Origin of the sequence: Planktothrix rubescens CCAP 1459/22, from assembly GCA_904830895.1 — a bacterium.
Classification (GTDB): domain Bacteria; phylum Cyanobacteriota; class Cyanobacteriia; order Cyanobacteriales; family Microcoleaceae; genus Planktothrix; species Planktothrix agardhii.
The window spans coordinates 935,517-948,617 of sequence record LR882958.1 but is presented as its reverse complement, the minus strand read 5'-3'; the positions used below and the strand labels follow the sequence as shown (position 1 = coordinate 948,617).

7 protein-coding genes are annotated in these 13,101 nt (G+C 37.6%); 1 reads left to right on the top strand and 6 read right to left on the bottom strand.

Annotated elements, in window-relative coordinates:
* Positions 1-138: 138 nt before the first annotated feature.
* The 6 genes from zwf to NMG86_RS04475 all read right to left on the bottom strand — a co-directional run bounded on the left by zwf (position 139) and on the right by NMG86_RS04475 (position 9,920).
* Complete coding sequence (gene zwf / locus NMG86_RS04500) at positions 139-1,668, bottom strand: glucose-6-phosphate dehydrogenase (RefSeq protein WP_026797104.1); 1,530 nt, start codon at positions 1,666-1,668, stop codon at positions 139-141.
* A 341-nt stretch (positions 1,669-2,009) separates the two neighbouring features.
* Complete coding sequence (locus NMG86_RS04495) at positions 2,010-4,655, bottom strand: tetratricopeptide repeat protein (protein WP_052338631.1); 2,646 nt, start codon at positions 4,653-4,655, stop codon at positions 2,010-2,012.
* Positions 4,656-4,682: 27 nt separating this feature from the next.
* A complete protein-coding gene (locus NMG86_RS04490; RefSeq protein ID WP_043939657.1) occupies positions 4,683-7,436 on the bottom strand; it encodes a zinc-dependent metalloprotease in 2,754 nt (917 codons plus the stop codon).
* Between the two features lie 245 nt (positions 7,437-7,681).
* Positions 7,682-9,067 carry a DUF3370 domain-containing protein gene (locus NMG86_RS04485; protein WP_026797102.1) on the bottom strand — a complete coding sequence of 462 codons (1,386 nt, stop codon included), beginning with the start codon at positions 9,065-9,067 and terminating at the stop codon, positions 7,682-7,684.
* Between the two features lie 359 nt (positions 9,068-9,426).
* Positions 9,427-9,693 (bottom strand): type II toxin-antitoxin system RelE family toxin, encoded by a 267-nt coding sequence (locus tag NMG86_RS04480; RefSeq protein ID WP_026788846.1) that lies wholly within the window; start codon positions 9,691-9,693, stop codon positions 9,427-9,429.
* A complete protein-coding gene (locus NMG86_RS04475) occupies positions 9,690-9,920 on the bottom strand; it encodes a hypothetical protein (protein WP_227350388.1) in 231 nt (76 codons plus the stop codon). The genes NMG86_RS04480 and NMG86_RS04475 overlap by 4 nt, the downstream gene beginning before the upstream one ends.
* A 450-nt stretch (positions 9,921-10,370) precedes the next feature.
* Between NMG86_RS04475 and NMG86_RS04470 the strand changes: the two genes are divergently transcribed.
* Positions 10,371-12,809, top strand: a complete 2,439-nt coding sequence (locus tag NMG86_RS04470) for a CHAT domain-containing protein (protein WP_026797101.1) — start codon at positions 10,371-10,373, stop codon at positions 12,807-12,809.
* Positions 12,810-13,101: the final 292 nt, after the last annotated feature.

Genomic DNA, 13,101 nt, shown 5'->3' with positions numbered 1-13,101 from the left:
ATCAGTTATTAGTCATCAGTTATTAGTCATTAGTTATCAGTAAAGAAAAGAAGTGATTAAGAAACAGTTGATCAAATTCTTAACTCTTACACTGATAACTCTTGCACTGATAACTGTTAACTGATAACTGTTAACTGATTAAAGTCTTCTCCAACGACGGCCATCCCGGTTGAGCAGAAGTTCTGATTCCACTGGCCCCCAAGTTCCGGCTTCATAGAGCGGGATAGACTCGGCTGGGGCTGGGGCATCCCAAACTTCTAAAACCGGGGTGAGGGCTTGCCAAGAGGCTTCGACTTCATCCCCCCGTGTAAATAGGGTTTGATCTCCTAACATACAGTCAACCAATAAACGGGCATAGGCATCTGTATTCGCTTTACCAAAAGCCGTATCATAGCGAAAATCCATATCAACGGAACGAGTCCGCAGAGAATTTCCGGGGGTTTTCACCTCAAAGCGCATGGAAATTCCTTCATTTGGTTGAATTCTCAAGACCAAAACGTTCGGGTTAGCCTGTTTTGCCGCCGACTGGAACATTAAAAACGGCACTTCCTTAAATTGAATGGCAATTTCCGTTACCTTTTTCGGCATTCGTTTTCCAGTTCGCAAATAGAACGGGACGCCTTTCCAGCGCCAGTTATCAATATAAAATTTTAACGCGGCATAGGTTGGGGTGATGGACTCCAGGGCGGCTCCGTCTTCGGAACGATAACCCGGAACCTGTAGGCCATTCATCCAACCGGGGGTATATTGTCCCCGTACCGCAGAATATTCTAAAAAATTAGTATCTGCTAGGTGGGTTGCTTGTACCACCTTAACTTTTTCGTTACGAATGCTATCGGCATCGAGGGAGTTGGGGGGTTCCATCGCCGTTAGGGAAAATAACTGCATCAGGTGGTTTTGCACCATATCCCGCAGTGCCCCGGAGGTTTCATAATAGCCCGCCCGTCCTTCTAAACCCACGGTTTCCGCCACGGTAATTTGGACGTGATCGACAAATTGACGGTTCCACATCGGCTCAAAAATCGCATTGCCAAAACGAAACACCATCAAGTTTTGGACGGTTTCTTTCCCCAAATAATGGTCAATCCGATAGACCTGTTCTTCGGAACAGACTTGACGCACCACCCGGTTGAGAATTTGGGCCGAACCTAAATCTCGACCAAAGGGTTTTTCGATGACTAAACGCTGTTTTTTCGGGTCGGGGAGCATTCCGGCTCCACCCAATTGTTCAATAGCTTCGGCAAAAAAACGCGGGGCTACGGATAAATAAAAGACTCGGTTTCCCCTGGTGTGGCGCAGTTCATCAATTTCCCCTAAAAAGGCTTTGAGTTTTTGGTAACTTTCGGGTTCATCCATATTCCCCGAACAGTAAAAAATCCCTTGGGCGAAGTCGTCCCAAAGGGCTTGGGAATATAAACCGCCCCCAAATGCTTCCACCCCTTCCCGCAGGTGTTCGCGGAAAAAGTCGTGGCTCCATTCCCGACGAGCAACCCCGACAATGGTTATTTCTGGCGGAAGTTTGCGCTCTAATTTCATCTGGTAGAGGGCTGGGACTAATTTCCGTTGGGTTAAGTCTCCCGATGCACCAAAAATTACTAAAATCTGGGGTTCGGGAATTCGATCTTGTTGCAGTCCCACCCGCAAGGGATTTTCAATCAGTGTTACCATGTCTATTCCTTTTGCGACAGCGAGATTATTTTTCTGGTGGACTCTGGGATTAAGGTAGCACGTTTACCCTGTCAGAGTCAGCCAGAGATATTTCCCGATTATAGAATTGAGTTAATTTCTAATTTTTACCGTTGATCGTCCTTGATCCGGCAAAATTTTTGTTTAATTTAAGATTAGCTTGCGATTGCTGGTTTTTAGATATTAATTTATCGGTAATTTTAACCCATTCCCAATAAGTACCTAAACAAAATTAATTACACATCCTCCACCCTGTTCCCTCCACCCCTAGCCCCCCGTACACGGGGGGTTTGGGGGGATGTTCCCTTTCTCAACTAGGTAATTTATTTTGTGTAACTACTTAGTACCAGCAGATTTAAAAATTCTTGAATATTAACTAAAATATCTTCGGAAAAAGGTTGAGGATAAACTAAACGGTGGAGATAGTAACCTGGGAAGGTTTCTCCAATATAATAATAGTAATCTAATTCGACTAAATTACTAATCCACCAATAGCAATGATAGACATAATTTGGGGAAAATAACTCGATTACTTTGGTGTTGGGTTGACAAAAGATAAGATTGGTTAACCCACTCCCATGAGGTGCAATAATTATTTCAGCCTGGGAAAATAACGCAGCTTGTTCGATCACAGACATTGATTCTAATTTAATAGAGTGGAATCCCCAGGGTTGTAAAACCCTTAATAATTCATTCTCATTTAAAATCCGACGGCTTTTTGCGGCATTTCTAGTAATATAAATTCGTTTAATATTAGGGGAATTTGCAACAGCATCAGGATGCAAAAAATGTTGCTTTAAAAAATCACAAGTCCATGGGGCCATCCAAGCCGCACAACCAGGGAAAGAAGGCACAATTAAATCTTGGGCTTGGAGATGATGGAATTCATTAATATTAATTTGTTTATTTTGGGGAATTTGTAATTTCTCTAAAGTCTCTTTTTGAAAAGATAAACGATTGTCAACAATAAAGTAATCAATTTCATGCCAATTAATACTGCTTTTTTTCAATAATTCAATTCGAGGTAATACATCTAACATCCAATGAAAATAAACTGAATTTGAAAGTCCAGCTAAAATAGCCACAGTCCCATTGATAAAATAAATTGGAGGTAATTTATTAATAGATAAAATAGAATGCTGACTGGGATTTTTGTCAGGATGACCCGGACTTAATAAAGGAAATTCTGGGGAAAGATCCCCTAAAAAATGTTGTTCTCGGGTTAAAATAGCCGATTGATTTTGATCAGAACTTAACCAAAATCGCCCTTGAGGAATTTTAAGCACAAAAGCAGCAGGAAGTTCCATCTGTTGACCAAATCTAAAACTAAAATGGATAGAATTATCCAAGGATTTTGGGGGTTTTAGATTAACAATAGTTTCGGGATAAATTTGTTGATAATTGTCTGGAGTTGAAGGATTAGATTTTAGCCAATCTTCCGTTGATTGATCAAATTGAATTGGAGGGTTAATTGGTTTGATTTCTGAGAGATCAACAGAAGTATTTAATTTCCCTAATTCTGATAAATTGTTTAATAAACTATCAATCCAATTCGCAACAGAAGATTCATAAATTATGGCTTTTTTAAAATAAAATAATCCGGCTTCAATCTGGTTATTATAAATTAATAAAAATCCCAAATATCCTGAATATAAAGCTGATTCAGAATCAAATTTTAAACATTGTTTTAAACTATCAATAGCTTGATCAATTTCTCCAGTATGAAATAAAGCCTGACCTAAACCATAATAAGCCTCAACTAGATTATAATTAAAATCAATAACCGTTTTAAAATTAGCGATCGCCTGTTGATAACAGTTTAATTTTAATCGACATTTTCCCAATGCCAAATGATAACGAGCTTGTTTTTCTTCCCAGGAAATAGTATTATCTATTACAGATAAAAAATCCGATAAATTAGCCGCTAAATAACACTGAAATGCTTCTACATAATCCTGTTTATAATTATAAAATATATCTCCATATTTTAAATAAACTAGAAAGTTATTGGGGGCGATATCCTGAGCTTTTTGAAGTAAAATCAAGGCTGGATCTGGATAGAAATTAGATAACATTTTGCTCAAGCCAATATATAACTCTATTGGGGGTATTGAGGGAGATAATAACAGTCTTAAAAAATTAATTACTAAGGAATTTATATTACGAGTTGATAGAGTTTTATTCCCAGTTAAATCCTGATAAAATTGAGGCTGTTTCTGGATTCCTTGTTTAAGAAAACTAATTCCTTTTTCAAATAACCCCGAAATTATTAAACTCATTCCTAAATCACTATAAGCGGGTGCATAGTTTGGCTGAAGTTGAATTGCATTTTCAAAGGCATTAATCGCAGATTCCCATTGTTTAATCTGAGTTAAACATAATCCTAATTGGTAATAAATTAAATAATCTGGGGAATATTTAACAACTTCTTGATAACATTGAATTGCGGCTTCAAATTGTTCTAATTTTTGAAAAATATTTGCTTGATTAAGATACATTTGAATAGAATTGGGTTCTAACTCAATCCCTTTTTGCCAAATCCTAATAGCTGCTTCTAAATCTCCTTGAAGTGCAATAGTATGACCTAGATTATCATAAACCTCAAGATCGGTTTCACACCATTCTAAAATTGCTTCATAAATTAGTTGGGCAAATTCAAAAGATTGGGAGGATAAATATTCTCTTGCTTTACCTTTTAAAAAATTGACAAATTCAGTAATTTCAGTTGTTTCTAAATTAGATTCAGCAAAAGCAGAAAACCATATTGTTTGCGCCTGTAATACATCTCCCTGTAATAACCAAGATAATCCCAAATACCAATAATTAGCAACAATATCAGGAGACTCCAAAATACATTGTTCATAAACCGAGATGGCTTTTAAAAACTGTTGTTGACCTAAATAAGTATGTCCTAGACTTTGGAGTTCAGGAATAGATAGAGGCTGATTTGAGGTTGTATTTTCTGACACTGGATTACCTTTTAATTCAATATAAATTTAATAAGATTCTACCTGTGATTCCAATATTTTTTGAATCCGATTCTGAGTTTGTTCTAAATGGGCTAAGGTGTAAGCATTCATTTTATTCTTGCTTCGTTTTAAGGTTGTTTCTAACTGATTATTTAACTGTTTAAGCTGATACCAAGCTACGGTTTCTGCATCTTCAGGAATTGAGATTTTTCGCAATACCATATTGCTTAAAATGTCTAAATGTTGCCGTTGTAAAGAACGCCGTAGACTGGAAATTTCAATTTCTCCATTATTAGCTAAAATTTCCGTCCAGATGCCATTCTGAATAGTTTCAAATAATTCGGGTATGGTTAAAGCATTATTCGCCGTTGTTTTTAATTCTAAATCTCGCAACCTAAATAACCTTATAGGATTAAATAAATCTTGTAAAACATAACGATGAATAAGACTAATTAAGCTAGTAATAGGATAATCTAACTGACTATTTTGATCGGGATTTGCCCAATCTGACCAACGAGACGGAGCTAATTTGTTTAATAAATCAGGAGAAAAATTAAATGCTTTATCGTTAAAAATATAGGTTTCCAAGAGTTTTAACACATTTCTTTGTTTTTCAATCGAAATCGGTTCCAAAGGTAGACGATTATTTCCATCTCCAGCCCGGGTTCGAGTAAAAGATTGTCCGCCAATATAAAGAGTTAAATGATTAGCTTGAATAAAATAATAGTTAACAATTGTATTAAACATTTTCCGAATTTTATCATAACCTTCTCCCCGACTTGGGGTATATTTTTCTAACCGTTTCCACATCTCAATTGCATTATCAAATTGCCATTGAGAATATTGCAACATATTATTACTTAAATCGTCACGATTAATTGCTGGGTCAAGAAAAAATCTCAAATCCTCATCTGTTGCATAAGCTAATTCCGGTTGAATTGATCGTTTTGCAATCTCTTGTAACCTTTGCCATTCTCCCTGTGGAGTTGTACTAGCAATGGGTTGATAACCATATTCAATTGCCCATTGATCATAGGGCCCAATTCGGGTAGAAAAATAATCTCCCTGGATTGTTCCTTGGGGGGCTAAATTAACTGGAACATAATCCATAACTGAACTCACTAATCCTTTTTTTTGGGTAATTTCAGTATTATTTAATTCCTCTGGAGATAGCAGGGTACTCCCCTGAAAATTATGTCTTAATCCCAAGGTATGTCCGACTTCATGGGCAATTAAAAGACGTAAATATTGCTTGATATAGAGTTCCATTTTCGGGCTATTGGGCATCACATTTCCCAAGAGAGATAAAGCCATTGTTCCTACATTGAATTGTTGCTTAGAACCTCGATGAAAGCAGGATTCATGGGTAAAATTAGCTAGGGCTTTTTTATTTTTTTGAGCTTCAGATTGATTGGCAATAGAATAGGCGGATAATCCTGTCGGACAAAGTTGATTTTCTGTCTTTAATCGTGAATTGGGCGGATAATTTTCTGTCCATATCGTTGATAAATTTTCTCCTGAAAATACATCTATTTCATCAGATAAACTTCGGATAGCATTACTTTCTATAATAATATCTGCATCTAAAATTTCCCCGGTTAGGGGGTTAGTATGGGAGGGGCCATAACCACTAAAGTCAACATCAAAGGAAGTAGACCAGCGAATGGTATTATAACGAACATCTGCGGGGTTCCAAGGGGCATTGTCGGGCATTTGTTCGACTTGAATCGCATTTATAAATCCGGCTTGTTCAAAGGCTTTATTCCAGAATAAAATTCCCTCTCGAATTGTCTCCCGATATTCTAAAGGGACGGTATTTTCAATCCAAAATGTAATCGGTTTAACCGGGGGAGAAAAATCAGCATTGGGGTCTTGTTTTTCCAAATTCCAGCGATTAATATAACGAACGGCTGTTGATCTTTCATCCCGTTTTGATAAATCTTTATAGGTGGTTGTAAAATACCCAACTCGTTCATCTGCTAACCGAGGAACATAATTATTACCATAAGGAACTGCTAATAAACTATAACGAACTTTTAAATTAAAGGTGCGGTTATCGGGTAAGGATGGAATATATTGTTCATCTGCATATTGTGAAAGAGAAAATCCAAATATGGATTCAATTTCGACATTTTCTGGAAAGGTTTGAATTTCAGAAATATAGGATTTACTCGGATCAATCGCATAGTTAGTTGTTAAAAAATCTGAGAATTGGATCATTAACCCGGGTAAATCACTTTCCCCATTGAATAAATCCCCAATTTCAATTAATATAGTTTTTGTATCAGGATTAATACTTAAAATAGGTAAAGTTTTTAAAACAGATTCACTAAAGGAACGATTGATAGAATCAATTTGAGGATCATTTTCTTGAGTACGAAAATTAATATTAGGAACAACAAATTGAATTTTATTCTGTAGATGACGAAATTGAAAGAGAATATCTCTAAGAGCATATCCACTGAAAATTCCGGCTTCTCCGATACCAGATTCCAATGTCACAAAACACAGAAAATCTTGATTTAACTGTTCAGATGTTAATTCTAAATAAACCTTTCCCGATTCTTTATTTTGATAAATTGTAAATAAACCTTCTAATTTTTTACTGCCTTTAATTATCTCCTCAAAAGACTGTTCAGCAACTTCTTGAGCCACTAAATTTTCTCTAAATTCAGAGATGGAAACCTCTTGAGCATCAACTTGAGATAATCTTAAAATTACTATTAAAAATGATATCAACCCTAACAAAAAAAAACGTTTAACTTTCTTGAATTTAGTCATAATTTACAGTCTTCTTTATAATCCTATCAATGGGGATATAAGTAGTTGCCAAGAGTGCTCAGGACATAGACTCTCTCTCCGCTTACCCGCCGGACATGGCTATATTTTGTCCTCATAACCATGTCCATTACTATATAGCCCAAAACGAGGCGATCATTCTAAAACATGAAACATCCCTAGAAACTAGACTATTAAACTTAATTATAGTGCTTAATTTTAGAGCTAATTAAGGTCAGTTTCCACTCTTAGTCTAAAGTTTTTACCGTTAATACTTGGGGCGGAGTCGCATCGGGGGGATAAATCAACTCCACTCCCACAGCACGAGAACCCCCCGCAGGTAAATTTAAGCTAACTAACCCTTCCCCCTGTTGTCCCTGACGTTGGACTAGGTGAAAATAACGCTGTTGGTTTTGTCCAAAATCATCAACATAACTCAGTCGCACCGTCCCGCGAAAAAATATTTGTCCCTGGGGGGGTTCAATAAAGGTTAACCGATTAGATGCCACATTTTGTTTAAATGGAGTTTGAATTGATAAACTCACGGTTTGGGATTGTCGGGTAGAATTATATAAGGGTAAAATGAGACTATAACGCACCCCATAATTGCCATGGGCGCGAAGGGCTGTATCAGGATAACGAGCTAATAAGGGTGCGCTTTGAACCTGTTGGGTTCCTAAAGTTGCCGTCGATACCGTACTTAAAGGATAAGAAAAAGCCGAACCTCGATCGGGAATGGTTAAATAATTCATCCCCGGACGGTCTACTACTGTTCCCGTCCATTGGGAACCCACAGACACCCCCGCCACACGACCATAAACCTTTTCTCCCGTGTAGACATTATCCCCGAAGGTTGGGATCACATCTCTGGGTTCGGCTAGTTTTCCCGTATTTAAAAAATCCCACCATTGGGCTAAAGCTGGGATTTGTGGGGGGAAAAACGGAGATAAAGGTAAGCGGGGAATATTGGGAATCATCGGAGAATTCATTGGGGAGTTAAACCGCACTAAATTCGCTAGGTATACAGGGCTATTACTTTGTAATCGGAGTAGGGTCGAACGGGCGCTGGCCGTTGGGATGGGTAAACTAAACAACATCTGGGTTTGTTGGGGCGGAATTATGATTTGTTCAGGAAAGCTGAGTTGATTTCTTCCCCGTAAAATATCCCCCGCCATCCGTGACCCTGGCCCAGAAAATACCCGACCTTGGGGGTCTTCCACCAAAGGTGGTAGTTCCACAAAAGGCGCGTCCGGTGAGGTAACATAACTAATCCCTTGCAGAATATTCAGGGTAACGGGTTGAGGACTGGGGTTATAAACTAATACTCCTTGATATAGGGTTTGTTGTTTATTAATCGGACGAGCAATATGATGGGAAAAAAATTCAAACTCTCCACTGATAGGAACATTTAGGTGAGCATTCGGAAATTTTTTCGCTGTTTGGGGAAAGGTAGACAATAAAATTCCTTCCCCCTTAACCACTTCGGGACTATTACTATTTAATACCGGAATTTCATTCAATTGTCCAGGTAAAGCTCGAATTTCCTGCGCTTGAGTAATATATCGTTTCCCTAGATTTGGCGGGGGAATGGTAATCACTTCTGCTAAAACAAATGTAGGAATAAAAGGAAACATAGATAATGATTTAATCTCCTAAATTTACCAGCAAATATGGATTAAGCCCAGCAATGTCTGACTACGCTTAATAACTTTTGATTTGGGGGCGTCAACCGGAAACCTTGCCATTATACGCTTATCTCTGCGACAAAAGCTTCGAGGATTAGGATTGAGGATTCAGATTCTAGCAACGATTCTCCAAAAGTCTCAATATGAAATAGAATAGCTGGTCGCACATCATTTAGAGTTTCTTCATAAGTATAGCAATCCTGAATAGTTTGTGTTAGGGGGCAATTCATGAATTACACCTACCATCAGGATTAAATTTCAAGAAACCCGGTTTCTTAATTGATTGAATCCTGGATAATTATCAGAATCTAGGGAAAGTATCTGTAAATCTCTTTCCGATGCAATACCCTGATGAAAGACACGACACTATCATTAAATTTGATACCGATTCGGTAATCCCCAACTCTAATGCGATAGTATTCTGCCTCACCTTTTAGTTTTTTTAGATTGCTAACTTCACTCAATTTTTCTACTTGCTCAACCCGTTCAATAACTTCCTGAATTCTGGGCAATAAGTTGGGATCAAGAATCTCGATTAAATCCTTTTCAAAACTCTTTCTAAATTCAATATTCATGGTTTTCTATGCAGAATTTTGAAAATTTCCTCGCGGCTGACTACTTCAGTATTTTCGCCTTCTTTAATCGCATTTTCCATTCCGATGTCTTGTATAACTTCGGCAAAAAGTTCAGAAAATACTTCTTTTTCTTCTTGCACCAACTCAAAAATAGCTGTTTTGAGCAATTCTTTGAGTTTAGTTTCATCTAGGGTAATTTCAGTCATGGCTTTTTTTTGAGGTAACATATATTCTAGCTTAGTTATAGCTTAGTTATAGCTTCACGCCTCTAAAATAGTGCGTTGTAGCCAATTGTATCGCCTCTTCGTAGAAAATGAGGATGGGGTGTTTTTCCGGTGTCACAGAATATCCCTTATAATTTATCGTGTCAATGTTTGGATGCGCTGGCAACAAAAAAAGTAATCTTGAATTTTAATGTTGATTATTGCCTATTTGTAGTAAGCCCTTCAGGGCTTATTCATAAATCCCAATTATCAAGGATAAATTTACCAGCAAATATGGATTAAGCCCTGAAGGGCTTACTATGAAGTAGAATTGATTCATAAATGTTTAGGATTACTATAGCTCCTCATCAGTCCCTACGGACAGGAAATTTCCGGTTTCCGCAAGCAAATTTGCCTAATATTAGTTACCCTAGACTCAGGAGCAAAATAGTTACATTTCCGTCATAGATTTTTATGACTCAGGAATTCCATATTTCCGTTACCCCGGTTGGAGATAATGAATATTTGGTGCGAACCGAAAAAGTCGCATCCGGTGTTCCTTTAGCCGAAGAACAAGTTAAATGGCCTGTGGACGAATGGTTAGCCCAGGCTCGTCAATTGATGAATGATCCCCTGTTAGGTCTATTGGAGGGCCAAACAGTTCGTCGTTCCCGTGGTTTTGGCCAAACAATCGCAACTCAATCCACCAGTGATCCGCCCCTATTAAGTTTAGTAGAATTGGGTCAACAGCTTTATCATGGCTTATTTCAAGGAACTTTACACAATAGTTGGACTTGCGCCCAAGCGATCGCCCAAAATCGTCAAGAATTATTACAATTACGCTTAGGCGTAAAAGGCAAACGATTATCGAGTTTACCTTGGGAAGTATTACACGCCGCAGATCGTCCAATAGCGACGGGAACCGATGTGGTTTTTTCTCGTTACCAACCTGGGATGAATTCTATTCCCCAAACCCAAGTTAGAAAACCCAATCAACCCTTAAAAATTTTAATTGCTATTGCCGCCCCCACCGACCAAGAAACCCTACAACTAAAGCGGGAAGTGTTGCATTTACAAGAAGAATTGCGACGGGAAAATAGACGAAGTAACGGCAATTTTGTGAAACCCATAACCCCCGATATTCAACTAACTATTTTAGAACAACCCGACCGAGAACAACTCACCCAAGCCCTGGAACAAGGAGAATATCAAGTATTTCATTATGCCGGACATAGTAATTTAGGTGTATCTGGGGGAGAATTATATTTAGTTAGTCGTCGAACCGGGTTAACAGAAACCCTAAATGGCGATGATTTAGCCGGATTATTAGTTAATAATGGCGTGCAAATGGTGGTGTTAAATTCCTGTCGGGGAGCTTATGGAAATATACCAAATGTTAGCGATGATTCTGCCCAGTTAAATTTAGCTGAATATGCCGTTAAGCGCGGTATTCCAGGGGTGTTAGCCATGGCAGAACGCATTCCTGATGATGTGGCACTGACCTTAACGCGATTATTATATAGAAATCTAAATCAGGGTTATCCGATTGATTTAAGTTTAAGTCGAGCCAGACAAGGATTAATTTCTGCTTATGGTTCCGATCAATTATATTGGGCATTGCCAATTTTATATTTACATCGACAATTTAATGGATATTTAACCGCAAATCACGCCAATAATTCGATTCTGGAAGAACAGGAATTTTTACCTTTACCTTCTCCTCCAGCAGAACAAGATTTGAAGCTAAAATCTACCCCTGAAACTCTATCATTATCCGAATTGGATAATATGAATGATGATAATATCGAAGATTTATTAGATGATATCGTTTATGAAGATAATTTAGACAATGATTCAGATAATCTTGACTTTATTGGAGATTTTCTAAATAAATCAAAGGTTGAAAATCCTCCCATAAAAACCGAATCAATACCAAATTTAGCAGCAGAAAAAATACCTTCTTTATCTTTAAATTCACCGTCAAAAACTATTACAAATAAGTCTTTAAACTCTGATTCTAAAAACTTTTTATCGGGTTTAAGTGCCGTTAATTTGTTTAAGGGAAAACGATTATTCTGGGTTTTACCATTTTTGCTCATTCCCTTGGGTTTTGGGGCTTTGTGGTGGCAAAATATGGCTTTACAATCGAAAAAATTAGCAGAGACGCGCCATGGAGAGACGCGCCATGGAGAGACGCGCCATGGCACGTCTCTACGAACTGATAAACCTCAAGCTACGGATTTAAAAACAGCAAATACTGATTATGTTTTAGGAATTGCCGTTGAACAATTTTATCAGAGAAATCTATTATCGGCAGAAGAAGCAACTACAGAATTATTAGATAGAGGAGCATTACAAAAAGCTAAAGCCGCCTTAGCTGCGGTACAGGTTCAAGATTTGAATAATCCTATGGTTAATTTTCTTCATGGTCGGTTAGCTTGGCAATCTATTCAAAGGGGAAGTACGGAATATAAAATTGATGACGTGCGACGCCATTGGGCAAAAGCAGTTCAACAAAATCCTAAATCTATGAAGTATAAAAACGCCTTGGGTTTTGCTTATTATACCGAAGGAAAGTTAGAAAATGCCTATCAAGTTTGGATGCAAGTTTTAGAGGTTGAGGAACCTACTTTATCAGGAAAAATAACACCCGGAACTGCTAATAATATCCAGTCTCAAGTTCAACAACAAGATAAGTTAAATGCTTATGCGGGAATTTCCTTGGTTTGGTGGAGATTTGCTCAAACTTTGCCTAGTAAAGAAAAAGAGTTTATGTTGAGTAAAGCGGTTAAATTTAGTAGTAAAGTGATGAGTGAAGCACCTAATAAATTTGAACCTAATGAATTATCTCAAAATTGGATGTGGTCTAAGGAGTTAATTCGAGATTGGCAATTATTGTTACAACAGAAATAGATGATTATTGAAATCATCAAGACTTACCCTAAGATGGCCCCATCCATAACCCGAATTAATAGATGTATGCTTGAAGTTTGGCAAACTTTTGTAGAGCGAGTATTGCTTCGACAATGGAAGATATGGTAAGGTATTGGGCAAAGTTTAGTTTTAATCTTAAGTGCCTGTTTGATGGGGTGCATTTGTTGAGAAAAAACGCATCTAGCTCGAAAATTTCAGAAATTTCCTTCTGAGATCTTCTTATAGATTAGAACTCAAACTAACCCAAAACAATTACGTGGATACGAGGATA

What these genes read in the sequence shown, in the direction of transcription:
- NMG86_RS04470 (WP_026797101.1), top strand. Translation starts at nt 10,371, where the DNA reads ATGACTCAGGAATTCCATATTTCCGTTACCCCGGTTGGAGATAATGAA.
- zwf (WP_026797104.1), bottom strand. Translation starts at nt 1,668, where the DNA reads ATGGTAACACTGATTGAAAATCCCTTGCGGGTGGGACTGCAACAAGAT.
- NMG86_RS04475 (WP_227350388.1), bottom strand. Translation starts at nt 9,920, where the DNA reads ATGTTACCTCAAAAAAAAGCCATGACTGAAATTACCCTAGATGAAACT.
- NMG86_RS04480 (WP_026788846.1), bottom strand. Translation starts at nt 9,693, where the DNA reads ATGAATATTGAATTTAGAAAGAGTTTTGAAAAGGATTTAATCGAGATT.
- NMG86_RS04490 (WP_043939657.1), bottom strand. Translation starts at nt 7,436, where the DNA reads ATGACTAAATTCAAGAAAGTTAAACGTTTTTTTTTGTTAGGGTTGATA.
- NMG86_RS04485 (WP_026797102.1), bottom strand. Translation starts at nt 9,067, where the DNA reads ATGTTTCCTTTTATTCCTACATTTGTTTTAGCAGAAGTGATTACCATT.